Genomic DNA, 16,416 nt, shown 5'->3' with positions numbered 1-16,416 from the left:
TTTTTATTCCTTGGTCCACAGGAGAAAATTATGGCAGCGGGTGGTGCTGGTTCTGATGTGGCTTGTTGGGGCGCGTTAGTGTTAGCTGCAGCAGTGGCAGCTGGAGGGGCGGCTTGGAAAATACAGCTCGATAAAGTCTCTGAGAGGGACAAGCAAATTGCGGCCATGCGAGAGGCCAGTAGTTGGACTCTTCCAGAAACAATAAAAAATCTGAAGAATGCTAGCGCTGAAATTAACGCCTCACTAAAAAGTCGCGCTGATCAGCAGTTGCTTGAAGGGCGCGTTGCTGAGTTGCAACAGGAAAACAATACTCTTGATGAAAAGCTGAAGGTAGCGACTGTTGAACTTTCTGAGGCTAACAAAAAATATCTAAGACTGAAATCTAAACTTCAGGGTGCTGCGAAACAGCCCGTTACTGTTGAGCTGAGTGAAGGGCAGAGCGAAGACGTTATCCCAGGGTTGGCAGCGCTTGCCGTTGAGATTATCTATCCTCGATCTCGAGTAAAAGGGACTTTTAGTGGGCAGCCGTTTGAGGGGCGCGCGGGAGAGCGCTTGTCATATAAAGTGGCAGGCATGAATTGCACCGTGTTCATCAAGACTATTAGTCGCGACAACACCATTTTGTCTACAGCATGTGATGGTTAACTTTAATCAAGTGCTTAAGTGGGAAAAGACTTATTTGTTTTCGATTAACACACGCCGAGAAAATAAATCTGTCCCCTTTCCCATGACAGCGAAACAATGGCTACCCATATGAAACGGCAACAGGCCACAGTCCGAAGGGGGAGGCTTTTTATCTGCCGAGAGATACAAAACTTTTGCGCCCCCAGTTCAATCTTGGATTTCTTTGTTTCTGGAGGCGTTAAAATTTAGGACTCCAGTGGCCGGTGGTATGTCAGCAAAGAGGTGTGATGTTCCCTTGTATTGAAGGAAAAGCTGTCGCGCTTCTGCCTTTCTCGTAGCATCCTGCTCATTGAGAACATTACCGATGTGCATGAGAATCCACGAGCACAAATTAGCATCGCCCATTGCAATGCGGAGGTCAGTGCTGGTCACGACTTTCACGCTCCGAATATACCGAACTGTGGCGTCGAAAACCTCTTTGGAGGTCATATTCTCCATATGCCACATCTTGCCAGAGGCCATCAGCAGTCTTGCTTCTTCGTCCAAGCTGGAGAAGATGACGGCATCACCATGATCTTCGCTAGATGCCCAAACTTCGTGCGAGAGGATGTTCCTGAGCTCGTATAGGTCTTGGAATAGATGTTTCGCATAGTCAAATACGGAGAAAATAATTGGGTCAGCCTCACTGTATGGAAATGAACATAAGAAATCTATTCTCGCCTTGGGATTTGGGAATTTCTTCAGTATGTGCTTCGCCGCAAGAAGTTCAGCTCCGTGCGTTACGTAGATGATCTGCTGGATAAGACTCTGTAAAAATGTGCATGATGAGATTATGGAGGAACTTAGGTCCCGAAAGTCCCTTGGAATAACGGCACTTGTTCCCACTCGTCGAGAGAGGTTCGTACTCTCCGTTATCAGTTTGTAATATTTTGGCAATTTTCCATCTTCGCTATGATAAGAAGGCACAGATTTATTTTCTGCAGTATGGTGATGTGTTCAATAAATCTGTTCCCTTTTCAAACTATTGCCTAGGGCGATATAGCTATCAGGGAAATATCTGCTCTTTGCTGTCTCGATCAATGATGTAAGAGGAGACATTGATCTCCATCTGCTCACGCCCAGTGACTCCGGTAATCGATGTCGACGCAGACCATGTGGCGAGATAACGCTTGCCAGCCTCAAAGTTAAGCGCCGGCGCAACAAAACCACATTGACCACCGCCAGTCCTCAGCTTGTTCATCGACACCCAGCACCATTCCAGCGAATGCTGGCCTGGGGATAGGCGAAGGGCTTGGTAGCCTGAGTAATTCAGAATCGAGTGCTTGCCCGCCTCAGGGAGTTGCTTGCCATCCACGCGGATAGCCAGTAGCAAGCGATGGAAGGGGACGCCCAAATCCCGATACTGCGTTGTATCGAAATAGATGACGGGTGCATCCGTAGCGCCTTCGGACAAATCCAGGACCTGCATGGCAGGATCATCGACATTGCCTACATAGGACTTGTACTGATGGTTTGAGCAAGCCGACGTCATTAACAGAGCTACGGCAATTCCTAGCTGGCGAACATTCATTCTTCATCCTTGATCAGCATGAGGTGACGGATAGGCAGAGTAGAAAAATCTCGATCAGATCGAGGTATTCCTAAACGCATCCTCAAGTGGCCGCAGCTCATCGCTTCGTGGGCATGCGCCAGAAACGAAAAACCCGCCATTAAGACGGGTTTCAGTGGTTCCAGAGAGCTGACAGCCTTCTATGGGACCTAAAATGGTGCCGGCACCAAGAGTCGAACTCGGGACCTACTGATTACAAGTCAGTTGCTCTACCAGCTGAGCTATACCGGCTAAAAAGAGGCGCCATTATAGCGATTGGTTCGCGCCTGTAAACCTATTTCCATCAAGACGTTAGGCGGCCTCCGAGGCAGGGCGGCCGTGGTGGTGCGCGGCGCCCGCCCTGCTTGGGGCGGGGTCAGAACCGCATATGCAGTGCCAGCTCCAGGCTGCGGGGTTCGCCCAGGTAGTACTGGGTGTTGGACTGGTGGATAAAGCGCGCATAGACCTCGTCGGTCAGGTTGCGCAGGCGGGCGCTGAGTTCGGTGTGTTCGTCCAGGTCGTGGCGGACGAACAGGCCGTAGAGGGTGTAGGCGGGCACCCACATAGTGTTGGCGTTGTTCGCGTAGACCGAGGAGACGTAGCGGGCATCCGCGCCCAGTTGCCAGGCCGGGGCCAGGTCATAGGTGAGCCAGAGGTTGGCGGTGCGCTTAGGGACGTTCACCGGCATCTTGCCCTTGCGCGAGATCACCACGCCGCCGACGCTTTCGTTGAAGTCGTCGTACTCGGCCTTGAGCCAGGCGATATTGCCGCTGGCCAGCAACTGCGGGGTGATGGCGAAGGAGCTGGCCAGTTCGATGCCTTCGGAGGTCTGCTGGCCGGCCTGGATGGTGCCGTTGGCGTTGTTCGGGTCGGTGACCGGGAAGTCCTTGCGCACGATGCGGTAGGCGGCGAGGGTCGCGGCGCCGCGTCCGTCGAGGAAGTCCAGCTTGGCGCCGATCTCCAGTTGCCGCCCGGTGCCGAGCTTGAAGTCGCTGACCTGGGCGATGCTGGCGCTGGTCAGGGTGCCGCCGGGCGGTTCCGCCGAGGTGCTGTACTGGCTGTAGAGGCTGAGGCTGTCGTTCAACTCGTAGACCAGTCCGGCGCGCCCGGTGAGGGCGTCCCAGCGCCGCTCCAGGTGGTTGCCGCTGGCATGTTCGGTGACGTCGAAGTCGATATGGTCGTAGCGCAGGGCGCTGACCAGGGCCAGGCGCTCGCTCAGTGCCTGGCGGTTCTCGACGAACAGCGCGGTGGTGTCGGTGCGGGTACTGCGGCCTTTGCTGCGCGGCGCCGCCATGCCGGGGATGTCGAGGAAGCGGTCGGGTTCGAAGCGGCCCGGGGTGACGCTATCGAACAGCGCGGAGATCGACAGTGGGTAGTTGGTCTGGCTGTTGCGGTTGTAGTCGAGGCCGAAGGCCCAGTCGCTGGCGCGGCCGAGAAACGTGCCGGCGTGGGTCAGTTCGAGGCGGTTGCCGTTGACTTCCTGGTCGTGCCGCTGGCGATAGGCGCCCAGGCGTTCGACCGTCGTGTTGTCGGTGCTGTAGCGGTAGCGCTCCAGGTTGCGGTAATCGCGCTGGCCGTCGTAGTGGTAGAAGGTGTTGCGCAACTGGGTGCGTTCCCCAAGGCGGTAGTCGGTGATCGAGCGCAGCCAGCGCGTGCGCTGTTCGTAGCGCCCGTCCTCGACGTTGTAGTTGGAGAAGCGCTGGTGCCGGTCGATGCGCAGGCGGCCTTGCTGTGGGTTGAGCACCGGGGTGCCCCAGTAGGGGCTGTCTTCCTGTTCTTCGAGGTATTCGATGGCCAGGGTGTGGGACAGGCGCTCGCTCAGGTCGCTCAGTAGCGAGAAGGCCAGGTTGCCGGCGGTGCGTTCCTGGCGGTCGATGTAGCCGTTGCTGTCGTTGCGGCTGAAGTCCAGACGCGCATAGTGGCGTGGCCCGGGGCCCTGGTTGAGGGCGCGGTTGAAGCCGATGGCGGCTTCGCGGGTGTCATAGCGGGCGTAGCCGAGGCGCGCTTCGAGGTGTTCCTCGTCGCGGTTGGCGAGCTTGGTCACGAAGTTCAGGCTGCCGCCCACGGCCCCGCTGCCGTTGAGGAAGGACGAGGGGCCGCCGAGCAGTTCCACCCGGTCGTAGATCCAGGCGTCCACCGGGCGGGCGGAGCCGCCGTAGTGCAGGTTGACGCCATTGAACAACTGGCTGACCTGCGCGCCATTGAAGCCCCGGTAGGCGACATAGCCGCCCCAGCCCGGTGGGGCCGAGGCGTTGACGCCGGGCAGGGCGTTGGCCGCGTCCTGGAAGTTGCGGGCGCCGATGCGTTCCATCGTCGCGCGGTCGGCGACGCTGATGGAGGCCGGGTTTTCCCGGGCGGTCAGTTTCAGGCGTGAGCCGCTTTCGAGCGGCCGGTCCAGCGACAGGGCGGTGGCGGGTGGTTCGCTGGCTTTGGCGGAGACGGTGCTGTCGGGCAGGGTCAGGGCGTCCTGCGCCCAGGCGAGCGGGCTGCTGCCGACGAGCAGCGCCAGGGTGGCGATACGAATGGACATGGAAGGCTTCCAGAGCTTGTTCTGTTCGATAGGCCCGTGGCGGCCAGGCCTTGGTGGCCTGGTCGAGCGGGCGATTTTTCAGAGCACGGGAAGCGTCGCGGGTGGGGCGCGGGGTTGGGCGGGTGGCCAGGCGTGGCGCGCGGGCCGTGGGGCGATGCGCAGCGCCAGGGGTTGCGCTCGCCCCGTGGCCAGCAGGCCGAGCAGGCCGAAGAAGGCCGCCAGGATGATGGCGCTGAAGCTGGAGCTCATGGCACAGCCGCCACCGGTGGCGGGGCTGGGCGGGACGATGCCGGAGCCGTCGAGGTTGGCGCCGGCGCCGAAGTTGCCCTCGAACGAGCAGTACCGCCCGTCCATGCCGCTCAGTTGCAGGCCGGCCATCTGCCCATGGCCGAGCGCGCAGCCGAGCGCCGCGAACAGGACGCTGAAATACAGCATCCAGGCGGTCAGCGAGCGGTGTCTACGGGCCGGGTTCATGGGTTGTCTGGCGCAAGGGCGGTGGCGGAAAGGTAGCGGATACTAGCAATTCGATTGGAACGGTGCGTGGGGCATTGCGTCGTACCTGGCCGGGATGATGTCAGATTCTGTAATGATTTTCCCCTGGATGGTGCTGGGCGTGAGCGTATTCTGGCGCGGTCACAGGCCATAGAACCCCCTTGTATGGACGCTCTTTCGGAGCCTTGCAGTTGTCGATTCATCCCCGCTTCACGCTCTTGCCGTCTTCACCTCGCCTTGCCTGAGCCTCGCGCCACGGCCCGGCAGCCCCGCACCCTGTTCTTCTTTTCGCACCGTGCAGCCTTGAGCCACGACGCCTTTCGCGCGTCCGTGCCATGCTCGCTGTCGCCGTGCGTTTCTTCTGATCGTTTCGAGGTTTAATCATGGAATGGATGGCTGATCCAACGGCCTGGCTCGGGCTGTTGACGCTGATCGTCCTGGAAATCGTGCTGGGTATCGACAACCTGGTGTTCATCGCCATCCTGGCGGACAAGCTGCCACCGCACCAGCGCGACCGGGCGCGGGTCATCGGCCTGTCGCTGGCGCTGATCATGCGCCTTGGCCTGCTGGCCAGCCTGTCCTGGCTGGTGACCCTGACCGAGCCGTTGTTCGAGGTGTTCGGCAAGGCCTTCTCCGGCCGCGACCTGATCATGCTGTTCGGCGGCCTGTTCCTGCTGTTCAAGGCGACCATGGAGTTGCATGAGCGCCTGGAAGGGCACGTGGCGCGGGCCACGGGCAGCAAGACCTACGCGCTGTTCTGGCCGATCGTCGCGCAGATCGTGGTGCTGGACGCGGTGTTCTCGCTGGACGCGGTGATCACCGCCGTGGGCATGGTCGAGCACCTGGAGGTGATGATGATCGCCGTGGTGATCTCCATCGGCCTGATGATCGTCGCCAGCAAGCCGCTGACCGCCTTCGTCAATGCGCACCCGACGGTGATCATGCTGTGCCTGGGCTTCCTGATGATGATCGGCCTGAGCCTGACCGCCGATGGCCTGGGCTTCCATATTCCGAAGGGCTACCTGTACGCGGCGATCGGCTTCTCGATCCTGATCGAGGTGTTCAACCAGATCGCCCGCTGGCGCCGCAAGAAGAGCCTGCAGGGCGAACGGACGGTGCGCGAGCGCACCGCGCATGCGGTACTGCGTTTGCTCGGTGGGCGCCATGTCGGCGTCGACGAAGTGGGCGAGGATATCGCCGACATGGTCGAGGGCCAGGGGCTGGAGTCGGTATTCGACCGACGCGAGCGGGTGATGATCAGCGGTGTGCTGCAACTGGCCGAGCGCCCGGTGCGCAAGGTGATGACGGTACGCACCGATATCGACTTCATCGACCTGGCCGACAGCCCTGAGGACATCCACCAGGCTCTGTCCAATTCGCCGCACTCGCGCCTGCTGGTCATCCGTAACCGGCAGATCGACGAGCCGCTCGGCTATGTGCACAAGAAGGAAATCTTCAAGGCGCTGCTGGCCGGCGACCAGCCGAACCTGGAGAGCCTGGTGCGCACCACCATCAACCTGCCCGAGAGCTGTTCGGTGCTTAACGCGCTGGAACTGATGCGCAGCGCGTCCACCCACACCGGTTTCGTGGTGGATGAGTTCGGCGGGCTGACCGGCATGGTGACCATGACCGATATCCTTGAGTCCATCGCTGGCGAGTTGCCGGATGCCAGTGAAATCGACGGCCCGGATGTGACTGCGCTGGAGGGCGGCTACCTGGTCAGCGGCGCCCTGAACCTCAACCTGCTGCGCGAGCGCGTGGGCTTGCAGGTACGACCGACCGAGGATTACCAGACCTTGGCGGGGTTCGTCATGAGCCTGCTCGACCGCTTGCCGGCCAAGGGCGACCAACTGACGTTCGAGGGCTGGAGCCTGACCGTCGACGAGGTGCAGGAGCGCCGGGTGACGCGGGTCTTGCTGCAGCCTGCCGAGGTGTCAGCGTAGGATTTCTCCGCTGCGCAGGTCGCGGATGGTGCTGGGCTTGCGCCGTCCGCCCAGCGCGCCGTTGAGGATGGCGTCGAGCTGGCGCGGGAAATACTGCTCGATCTTCAGGCGCGAACGTGCTGCGGGGCGACCTGCCGGGTTGGCAGAGGTGGAGACCAGCGGCCCGGTGAGGGCGCACAGGCGCGCTGCCAGCGGGTGGTCGGTAACGCGCAGGGCGACGCTGTCGTGGCGCCCGGTGATCCACTGCGGCAGCCGATCCCGGTGCGGCACCAGCCAGGTATGCGGGCCCGGCCAGGTGCTGGCCAGGCGGTCGATCCAGCGCTCCGGCAGGTCGTCCAGCAGAAAGTCGAACTGCCCCATGTGGGCGGCGATCAGGATCAAACCCTTGTCCATCGGGCGTTCCTTGAGCGCCAGCAGGCGCAGCACCGCGTCTTCGTCCCACGGGTCGCAGCCCAGCCCCCAGACGGCTTCGGTGGGGTAGGCGATGACGCCGCCGGTGTATACCGCACGGGCGGCCTGTTGCACCTGCCAATTGCTGCTCATGGATGCCTCTGCCGTGATCGGGCGGTGGTCGGAGGGGGGCGTAGTCTAGCAGTTGTGCCACCGATACCCGTCAAGGTCCGTGGGGCTGTCAGGGGGGCGCGTTACGCGTAAAAGCCTTCGACAAAAGCGCTGGAGGCTGTGCGGGCAGGCCGTATGCGCAAGAGCCTGTGGATGCGCTTGTTGGCGATCAAGCGTTTTTCAGGGCTCCCGTTCTCATGCCGGAGCCCTCCATACGGCGGCCTTAGCCTTTCCCGCCATGCCCTTCGAACACTTGCCCCAACTGCTTGGCAAACAATACACGCTCGGTCCAGACGGTCAGCTCGGCTTCATCGGCGTTTTGCAGGCGCTGTTCGAGAACGTCGGGAAGTGCGCCGAACTTGAGTTGTAGCAGATGGCGCAGGGTGTCGGCGCGGCCTTCGATCTTTCCTTCGATTTTCCCCTCGGCCTTGCCTGCCAGGCGTCCCCTGGCTTCGGCTTCCGCCTTTTCCGTCACCTCATCATGCAACGCGCGCTCACGCACGAAGGCCAGGCGCCGGGCCTCGTCATCGTCGGACAGCGTTTGCAAGTACTCGCGGGCCTTCTTGATCGCCGGGCGTTCGATGCTTTGCATGAGGGTGTCCTCCTGCCAGTGCTTCAAATAGAGAATCCAGTCTGCCAGAGCGCTTCCACCTTGTGAATGAAGGCGGTCGGCCTTGGGCAGTTCGATCAGGTGCAGTTGCAGGCTGCGGTCCAACCGTACCTGCGGCCGTTGTCGGTCACGCAGTTCGAAGGCCCAGCAGGCCTGCTGTTCCTCAAACAGGTCGAAGTCCATCAGATGGATGCCGATCACCGGCTGTATCTGTTGGTAGCCATCGCCCACCTGTAATTGCCGGCCCAGGTTGCGTGCCAAGTAGTAGAGGCTGCGTGAAGGCCAGCCGGCGTGGTTACGGGTCTGCATCTCGATATTGAACAGTTGCCCGGTCTGGTCGCGGGCGAGGATGTCCAGCACGATGAATTTGCCGGTCAGTTCCTCCGGGGCGATCTGCGGGTTGAGCACCTGCAGCTCGACGATGGGCGGCTCGTCGCTGCGCACGGCGTTGATCAGGTCGGCCAACAGCTCCGGTGCCTCGGCGAACAGGCGCTTGAAGATGACATCGAGCTTGGGGTCGAGCAGGGGTAGTCCGGGCACGGCGGGCATTCTTGTCGGTGACGGATGCCCGGACTGTATCGAGTCTTGCCAGGCAAGACCGTGAAGCCGTTCACAAATGTAGGAAGTCTGATGGCTGGGATGCCACGCAGCCTGATCCTGATATCTGTTTGGGAAAGAGGCCGGGCCTCGATCCAGTCTGCCGGTGATGTCCTCTCGCAAAGGGGCTCCGTAGACCGGTGGCAGCCTGTTAAGGCGCACCCTTCTATAGTCTTCGTATCGTCCATTGCCCCTGTTCGCAGGCGGCCTGGCCGGAGATTTCCAGCTCGGTCAGTTCGGCCAGTACGTCGCTCAGTGGCCGAGCCAACTGGATGGACAGGGTTTCGGCGCTGGCCGGTGCGGCGGCCAGTTGCCGTAGCAATGGGCTTTGCCGGAGCACGCCTGAGGTCGTCGGGACGACCTGTTGCCAGCCACGCAGGCCTTCGAGGATGTCTCCCACCGTTTCCACCAGTGTGGCGCCCTGGCGGATCAGATGGTGGCAGCCGCGGGCACCGGGGTGATGGATGGAGCCAGGCACGGCATAGACCTCTCGACCCTGTTCGGCGGCCAGGCGGGCGGTGATCAACGAACCGCTGGAGGGGCTGGCCTCGACCACCAGCACGCCCAAGGCCATGCCGCTGATCAGCCGGTTGCGCCGGGGGAAGTTGGCGGCGAGCGGCTGGCAATCCAATGGCAATTCGGAGAGCAGGGCGCCGCCGCCGTCGATGATGCGCTGAGCCAGCTTCCGGTGGCGTTGCGGATAGATGCATTGCAGGCCGGTGCCCAGTACCGCCACCGTACGTCCCCCGACATCCAGCGCCCCCTGGTGGGCCGCGCCGTCGATACCGAGGGCCAGGCCGCTGCCGATGACGAAGCCGGCGCTGGCCAGGCTGCGGGAGAACGCGGTGGCGATATCCAGGCCGTAGTGCGAGGCACGGCGGCTGCCGACCATGGCCAGTTGTGGGCGCTGCAGCAGCTCGGGAGCGCCTGCGACGAACAGTACGGGAGGGGCATCGTCCAGTTCGGCCAGTAGATCGGGGTAGGCCTGGGTGTCTCGCATGATCAGGTGGTGACCGGGGCGTTCGGACCAGGCCAGTGCCGCTGCCGCCCGATCACGTATCTCTGCGGTTCGCCGGGCCTGCGCGCAGGCGTCCGGTAGCCCGAGTGCGCGCCAGGCACTGGCCGGTGCGCTCAGGGCGGAGGAGGCGTCGGGGAAGGCTTCGAGCAGCCGGTGCAGCCGCCGTGGCCCCAGCTCCGGCAACAGGTGCAGGCGCAGGCGTGCTTCGAGTTCTGCGGGAGACATGCGGACATCCTTGTTCGCAGTGACGGGTCAGGGGTTGCGCACCTTGTCGCCTGTCGACGGCGGTTGTGAGGTTTGCAGAACCAGGCCGTGGCTGAGCTTCTCGTGAGTGTCGAACACCATAAGCAGGCCGGTGCGTTCGTCGGGTAGTTTCACCCATTCGCCGGTGAGCGGGTCGCGCGAGCGTTCGCCCGTCTTGTAGATCGCCAGGATATGCCCGGGCGCCAGGCCCTCGCGGCTGCCCCGGTTCAACGTGACGATTTCCTGTTGGCCAGCCTGCGGCGTGTCGATGATCTGCCCCTCGACCAGGTGCGCGGGCTCGCCAGGGATGAGAGTGCCTCCGGACGCAGCGGTCTCGGCGGGGAGCAGGCGGTCGCCGAGGCGTACTTCCTGGGTAGCGCTGGTCAGGCGCAGGGTGGCGATGTCGGCCTCGATGCGTTTGACCTCGGCGTTGCCGATATCGGTGACGCCGATCCCGAGTACTTCCTGGCTCACCGGGTCGACGTAGGTCTTGCTCTCGCGCACCACGTCATAGTGCGTCTGGGCCGTGTCGAAGCGGCCACGGCCGTGGATGCGCTCATCCTTGCCGGCCAGGGTGCGCTCGTCGTTGCCGGCGACGACATAGGGGGCAACGGTCAAGGGGGCGAGGTCGTCGAGGATGCGCTGACCCGGGAGGGCGGCCTGGGTGGGCTGTCGAGGCAGGTCGGGTATGGGCTGAGGGGGCGCTGTTTCGGTGGCTGTCAGCGACAGGCGCGGCTGGCCGTCGATGAGCGTCAGCTCGAGACGGTCGCCGACGTGAAGCGCCTGGGGGGCGTCGGACAGCCAGAGCGCCGGCCATTCCCAGGGTTCGTCGAGGAAGCGCGTGGCGATGTCCCAGAGGGTATCGCTTTCGGTCACCGTGTACGACTGCGGGTGATCCTCCCGGAGCGCCGTCTGCGCCTGTGCCAGGCCGCTGATGGCCAGGAGCAGCAGGACGAGTAGTGATTTCCTCATTGTGGTGAATCCCTTTATGATGTGCGCTCTTTGAGCCAGGCCCGTAGCCCAGTCGCGAGGCATCTTAGCAGCGCTTTTCCAATCCACTCCATGAACTGCATCACACTACGCATATGGCGATCCTGACTATCCTGGAATTTCCCGATCCACGCCTGCGCACCATCGCCAAGCCGGTGGAGGTGGTGGACGATGGCATCCGCCAACTGATCGACGACATGTTCGAGACCATGTACGACGCGCCGGGCATCGGCCTGGCGGCGACCCAGGTCAATGTGCACAAGCGCGTGGTGGTGATGGACCTGTCCGAGGACAAGAGCGAGCCGCTGGTGTTCATCAATCCCGCGTTCGAATACCTGACCGAGGAAATGGGCCAGTACCAGGAAGGCTGCCTGTCGGTACCGGGTTTCTACGAGAACGTCGACCGCCCGCAGAAGGTGCGCATCACGGCGCTGGACCGCGACGGCAATCCGTTCGAAATGCTCGCCGAAGGGCTGCTGGCGGTGTGCATCCAGCACGAGTGCGATCACCTCAACGGCAAGTTGTTCGTCGATTACCTCTCCACGCTCAAGCGCGACCGGATCAAGAAGAAACTGGAAAAGCTGCATCGCCAGCAGGCTTGAACCATGACCTCGGAAAGGCCTGCAGTGCAGGCCTTTTCTTATTTCAGGGAATCCCCCATGCGCATCGTTTTCGCCGGTACCCCCGAATTCGCCGCCCAGCACCTGCAGGCCCTGCTCGACGCAGGGCGCAATGTGGTGGCGGTCTACACCCAGCCGGACCGTCCCGCCGGACGCGGGCAGAAGCTGGCACCCAGCCCGGTCAAGCAACTGGCGCTGGCCCAAGACCTGCCGGTGTTGCAGCCGCCGACCTTGCGCGATGCCGGGGCGCAGGCCGAGTTGGCGGCGCTGGAGGCGGATCTGATGGTGGTGGTCGCCTACGGGCTGATCCTGCCGCAGGTGGTGCTGGATACGCCGCGCCTGGGTTGCATCAACAGCCATGCCTCGCTGCTGCCGCGCTGGCGCGGTGCGGCGCCGATCCAGCGGGCGATCCAGGCCGGTGACGGCGAGTCCGGCGTGACGGTGATGCGTATGGAGGCCGGGCTGGATACCGGCCCGATGCTGCTCAAGGTGAGCACGCCGATCACTGCCGAGGACACTGGCGGCAGTCTGCACGACCGCCTGGCGACACTCGGCTCGGGCGCGGTGGTCGAGGCGGTGGCGGCGCTTGAAGCGGGTAGCCTGGTCGGCGAGGTGCAGGACGATGCCCTGGCCACCTATGCGCACAAGCTGAACAAGGACGAGGCGCGCATCGACTGGAGCCGCCCGGCGGCCGAGCTGGAACGGCTGGTGCGGGCCTTCCATCCGTGGCCGATCTGCCATAGCAGCCTGAATGGTGAGGTGGTGAAGGTGCATGCCGCGCTGCCGAGCAGCGGCGCCGGGGCACCGGGGACCATCCTCGCCGCCAGCCGCGACGGCCTGACGGTGGCCTGCGGTGAAGGCGCCCTGCTGCTGACGCGACTGCAACTGCCGGGCGGTAAGGCGCTGGGTTTCGCCGACCTGTTCAATAGCCGCCGCGAGCAGTTCGCCCCCGGCCTGGTACTGGGCGTATGAACCCGCGCCTGGCGGCGGCCCGTGCCCTGGTGCCGGTGCTGACGGGCAAGGCTTCGCTGGGCGGCAGCCTGCCGGCGTTGCTCGAGCGGGTCGAGGCGCGCGATCGAGCGCTGGTGCAGGACCTGGCGTTCGGCACGGCGCGCTGGTACTTCCGCCTGAGCGGCCTGGCGGCGAGGCTGTTGCAGAAGCCGTTCAAGGCGGCGGACCGCGATGTCGAGGCGTTGCTGCTGGTCGGCCTCTACCAATTGTTCTACACGCGCATCCCGGCCCATGCCGCCATCGGCGAGACGGCGGGCTGTGCCGACAAGCTGAAGAAGCCCTGGGCCAAAGGCCTGATCAATGCGGTGCTGCGCAGCGCACAACGCGAGGGCGAGGCCCTGTGGCCGGAGCTGGAACATGACCCGGTGATCCGCGTCGCCCATCCGCGCTGGTTGCAGAAGGCCCTCAAGGCCAACTGGCCCGAGCAGTGGGAGGCGGTTTGCGCGGCCAATAACGCCCATCCGCCGATGATCCTGCGGGTCAACCGCCGACAAGGTGGCCGCGATGCCTACCTTGATGAATTGAGAGGCATCGGGATCGCTGCCGAAGCCTGCGCGTTCAGCGAAGATGGCCTGCGCCTGCACGAAGCCTGCGATGTGCGGCAACTGCCCGGTTTCGCCGAAGGTCGCGTCAGCGTGCAGGACGAGGCGGCACAACTGGCCGCCGGCCTGCTCGACCTGGCGCCAGGACAGCGGGTGCTGGACGCCTGCTGCGCACCGGGCGGCAAGACCTGCCACCTGCTGGAGCGCGAGCCGGGGCTGGCCGAAGTGGTCGCCCTCGACCTGGAGCCAGGCCGCCTGGCGCGGGTGCGGGAGAATCTCCAGCGCTTGCAGCTCGATGCCCGCCTGATCGCCGAGGATGCCCGCGCCGTCGCCCGTTGGTGGGATGGCAAGCCGTTCCAGCGCATCCTGCTGGACGCGCCCTGTTCCGCCACCGGCGTGATCCGTCGCCACCCGGATATCAAGCTGACGCGCCAGGCCGAGGATATCGCCGCGCTGTCTGTGTTGCAGGGTGAGATGCTCGACGCCCTGTGGCCGACCCTGGAGGTCGGCGGCGTGCTGCTGTACGCCACCTGTTCGGTGATGCCGGAGGAGAACCGCGAGGCGATCGGCGCCTTCCTGGCGCGTACGCCAGGTGTCCGCGAGCTGGACCTGGGCGGTAGCTTCGGCGTGCCGCAGGCGCACGGCCGGCAACTGTTGCCGCAGCCAGAGGGGCATGATGGCTTCTACTATGCGAAGCTGGTCAAGATTGCCGCCAGCCGCGGCTGAGAGGAACTGAGTCCATGAAAATCATCATTCTCGGGGCTGGCCAGGTCGGCGGCACGCTGGCCGAGCACCTGGCCAGCGAGGCCAATGACATCACCGTGGTCGACACCGACGGCGACCGCCTGCGCGACCTGGGTGACCGCCTCGATATCCGCACCATCCAGGGGCGCGGTTCCTTTCCTTCGGTGCTGCGCCAGGCTGGCGCCGACGATGCCGACATGCTGGTGGCGGTGACCAACAGCGACGAAACCAACATGGTCGCCTGCCAGGTGGCCTACAGCCTGTTCCACACGCCGACCAAGATCGCCCGGGTGCGCGAGTCGGTGTACCTGATGCGTCCCGACCTGTTCGGCAACGAGGCGATCCCGGTGGACGTGCTGATCAGCCCGGAACAGGTGGTGACCAACTACATCAAGCGCCTGATCGAGCACCCCGGCTCGCTGCAGGTGATCGACTTCGCCGCCGGCAAGGCGCAACTGGTGGCGGTGCGCGCCTACTACGGCGGGCCGCTGGTGGGGCAGGAACTGCAACAGATCCGCAAGCACATGCCCAACGTCGATACGCGGGTGGCGGCGATCTTCCGCCGCAACCAGCCGATCCTGCCCAAGGGCGACACGGTGATCGAGGCCGACGACGAGGTCTTCTTCATCGCCGCCAAGGCCGATATCCGCGCGGTAATGGGCGAGATGCGCCGCCTCGACGACAACTACCGGCGCATCGTCATCGCCGGCGGCGGGCATATCGGCGAGCGCCTGGCCGAGGCCATCGAGCACCGCTACCAGGTGAAGATCATCGAGGCCAACCCGGCCCGCTGCCGCTACCTGTCGGACACCCTCGACAACACCATCATCCTCCAGGGCAGCTCGTCCGACCGCGACCTGCTGATCGAGGAAAACATCAACGATGCCGACGTATTCCTCGCGCTGACCAACGACGACGAGGCCAATATCATGTCCTCGCTGCTGGCCAAGCGCCTGGGCGCGCGCAAGGTGATGTGCATCATCAACAACCCGGCCTATGTCGACCTGGTGCAGGGCGGTGAGATCGACATCGCCATCAGCCCTCAATTGGCGACCATCGGCACCCTGCTGACCCACGTGCGCCGGGGCGATATCGTCAGCGCCCACTCGCTGCGCCGGGGTGCCGCCGAGGCCATCGAAGTGGTGGCCCACGGCGACTCCCGTTCGAGCAAGGTGGTGGGCCGCGCCATCGAGAAGATCGGCCTGCCACCAGGAACCACCATCGGCGCGGTGATCCGTGATGAGCAGGTACTGATCGCCCATGACGACACCGTGATCGAGTCCGGCGACCATGTGATCCTGTTCCTGGTGGACAAGAAGCATATCCGCGATGTGGAGCGGTTGTTCCAGGCCGGGCTGACGTTCTTCTGAGCCATTTCACTTGAAGGAGGCCGTCATGCTGGAATCGCTGGAAAAGATGCTCGCCAAGGGCATGGATAACGCCATGCTGCGCTTTGGCCTGGGCAAGGGCTACCTGGATGCCGGCGATGCGACACGCGCCGCCGAACACCTGCGCCGCTGCGTCGAGCAGGACTCCGGCTATTCCGCCGCCTGGAAACTGCTCGGCAAGGCCTTGCAGGCCGAAGGCGACCTGGCGGGCGCCAGGGACGCCTGGAACCAGGGCCTGCAAGCCGCCGAAGCGAAGGGCGACAAGCAGGCGTTCAAGGAGATGACGGTGTTCCTGCGCAAGCTGGAGCGGCAGACGCCCGCGCAGTGAGGGCAGCAGGGTTATTGCTCGGTGCTGCGGGTGGCCAGATCGGCAAGAAACGCCTCGACTTCGGCGGCTCCTGTCTCGTCGGGATAATCAATTCTCTGGAGAGGGCATACCCCAAGGTCATGCCCATTCGGAGCCGGCAGTGCTGGCTTGTTAGTCAAGCGTCGGTCCCGTAGGAGAGAGCGTGCAGATCATCTACCTTCTTCTTTGCATTGCTGGAACGGCTTTGCCTCTGTCCCAGTTTGTTCCATGGCTCTCTGCACAGGGCCTCAACGTGCCGTTACTGTTGCAGCAGGCTACTTCAGGCCATATCGCGGCATTCGCCTGGGCGGATGTGTTCGTTTCGGGCGTTGTGGTGGCTGTATTCGTCATTGTGGAAAGCCGCAGGCTGGCAATGCGTCGAGTATGGTTGCCGCTGTCCTGCCTGATGGTTGGTCCTTCATTGGCATTGCCGCTCTTTCTTTTCCTGCGGGAACGCCATCTTGCGGTATCGGGGTCATGATCATTCATGAAAGGCAGCGTCGTTCGGCCATCGAGTGGTTTCCCATCGTCATCGATTCGAAGGTAAGTGGTGGGTGGGTTTACGAAGC

Annotated in this window: 16 protein-coding genes and 1 tRNA gene; 8 read left to right on the top strand and 9 right to left on the bottom strand. The window is 63.2% G+C overall.

Annotated elements, in window-relative coordinates; translation table 11 throughout:
- Positions 1–30: 30 nt before the first annotated feature.
- A complete protein-coding gene (locus HW090_RS09545) occupies positions 31–645 on the top strand; it encodes a hypothetical protein (protein ID WP_179113308.1) in 615 nt (204 codons plus the stop codon).
- Positions 646–831: 186 nt separating this feature from the next.
- Here HW090_RS09545 and HW090_RS09540 read toward each other — a convergent pair whose 3' ends face one another.
- The 5 genes from HW090_RS09540 to HW090_RS09520 all read right to left on the bottom strand — a co-directional run bounded on the left by HW090_RS09540 (position 832) and on the right by HW090_RS09520 (position 5,216).
- Positions 832–1,560 (bottom strand): hypothetical protein, encoded by a 729-nt coding sequence (locus tag HW090_RS09540; RefSeq protein WP_179113307.1) that lies wholly within the window; start codon positions 1,558–1,560, stop codon positions 832–834.
- 109 nt (positions 1,561–1,669) lie between these two features.
- Complete coding sequence (locus HW090_RS09535) at positions 1,670–2,194, bottom strand: hypothetical protein (protein ID WP_179113306.1); 525 nt, start codon at positions 2,192–2,194, stop codon at positions 1,670–1,672.
- Positions 2,195–2,388: 194 nt separating this feature from the next.
- Positions 2,389–2,464, bottom strand: a tRNA-Thr gene (locus tag HW090_RS09530).
- Between the two features lie 124 nt (positions 2,465–2,588).
- Entirely contained in the window at positions 2,589–4,742 is a 2,154-nt protein-coding gene (locus HW090_RS09525) for a TonB-dependent siderophore receptor (RefSeq protein WP_179113305.1), read from the bottom strand.
- Between the two features lie 78 nt (positions 4,743–4,820).
- Positions 4,821–5,216: a DUF2946 family protein gene (locus tag HW090_RS09520; protein ID WP_179113304.1), complete on the bottom strand. Its 396-nt coding sequence runs from the start codon at positions 5,214–5,216 to the stop codon at positions 4,821–4,823.
- A gap of 401 nt (positions 5,217–5,617) precedes the next feature.
- Here HW090_RS09520 and HW090_RS09515 point away from each other — a divergent pair, with 401 nt between their 5' ends.
- On the top strand, positions 5,618–7,177 hold the full coding sequence (locus tag HW090_RS09515; protein ID WP_179113303.1) for a TerC family protein: 1,560 nt from the start codon (positions 5,618–5,620) through the stop codon (positions 7,175–7,177).
- On the opposite strand, the gene HW090_RS09510 is transcribed toward HW090_RS09515, so the two are convergent.
- The 4 genes from HW090_RS09510 to HW090_RS09495 all read right to left on the bottom strand — a co-directional run bounded on the left by HW090_RS09510 (position 7,169) and on the right by HW090_RS09495 (position 11,178).
- A complete protein-coding gene (locus HW090_RS09510) occupies positions 7,169–7,720 on the bottom strand; it encodes an L-threonylcarbamoyladenylate synthase (RefSeq protein ID WP_179113302.1) in 552 nt (183 codons plus the stop codon). The genes HW090_RS09515 and HW090_RS09510 overlap by 9 nt on opposite strands.
- Positions 7,721–7,961: 241 nt before the next feature.
- Positions 7,962–8,888, bottom strand: a complete 927-nt coding sequence (locus HW090_RS09505) for an Rpn family recombination-promoting nuclease/putative transposase (RefSeq protein WP_179113301.1) — start codon at positions 8,886–8,888, stop codon at positions 7,962–7,964.
- 223 nt (positions 8,889–9,111) lie between these two features.
- Positions 9,112–10,188, bottom strand: coding sequence for a DNA-processing protein DprA (gene dprA / locus HW090_RS09500; protein WP_179113300.1), 1,077 nt, complete (start codon positions 10,186–10,188; stop codon positions 9,112–9,114).
- Between the two features lie 27 nt (positions 10,189–10,215).
- The gene (locus HW090_RS09495) at positions 10,216–11,178 is read right to left on the bottom strand and encodes a LysM peptidoglycan-binding domain-containing protein (RefSeq protein WP_179113299.1); all 963 of its coding nucleotides are present in this window, start codon (positions 11,176–11,178) and stop codon (positions 10,216–10,218) included.
- A 113-nt stretch (positions 11,179–11,291) separates the two neighbouring features.
- Here HW090_RS09495 and def point away from each other — a divergent pair, with 113 nt between their 5' ends.
- From def to HW090_RS09465, 6 genes are all read left to right on the top strand, one after another.
- A complete protein-coding gene (gene def / locus HW090_RS09490) occupies positions 11,292–11,798 on the top strand; it encodes a peptide deformylase (RefSeq protein WP_179113298.1) in 507 nt (168 codons plus the stop codon).
- 57 nt (positions 11,799–11,855) lie between these two features.
- Positions 11,856–12,788, top strand: coding sequence for a methionyl-tRNA formyltransferase (fmt, locus tag HW090_RS09485; protein WP_179113297.1), 933 nt, complete (start codon positions 11,856–11,858; stop codon positions 12,786–12,788).
- Positions 12,785–14,095: a 16S rRNA (cytosine(967)-C(5))-methyltransferase RsmB gene (rsmB, locus tag HW090_RS09480; protein ID WP_179113296.1), complete on the top strand. Its 1,311-nt coding sequence runs from the start codon at positions 12,785–12,787 to the stop codon at positions 14,093–14,095. Before fmt ends, rsmB begins: the two co-directional genes overlap by 4 nt.
- 14 nt (positions 14,096–14,109) lie before the next feature.
- Complete coding sequence (gene trkA / locus HW090_RS09475; protein ID WP_179113295.1) at positions 14,110–15,483, top strand: Trk system potassium transporter TrkA; 1,374 nt, start codon at positions 14,110–14,112, stop codon at positions 15,481–15,483.
- Between the two features lie 25 nt (positions 15,484–15,508).
- Positions 15,509–15,829, top strand: a complete 321-nt coding sequence (locus tag HW090_RS09470) for a tetratricopeptide repeat protein (RefSeq protein WP_179113294.1) — start codon at positions 15,509–15,511, stop codon at positions 15,827–15,829.
- 181 nt (positions 15,830–16,010) lie between these two features.
- Positions 16,011–16,328, top strand: a complete 318-nt coding sequence (locus HW090_RS09465) for a DUF2834 domain-containing protein (protein ID WP_179113293.1) — start codon at positions 16,011–16,013, stop codon at positions 16,326–16,328.
- Positions 16,329–16,416: the final 88 nt, after the last annotated feature.

It is taken from the genome of Pseudomonas sp. ABC1 (assembly GCF_013395055.1).
Classification (GTDB): Bacteria; Pseudomonadota; Gammaproteobacteria; order Pseudomonadales; family Pseudomonadaceae; genus Stutzerimonas.
Note: the sequence above shows the minus strand (reverse complement) of the source record. Positions and strands in the feature narration are given on the sequence as shown.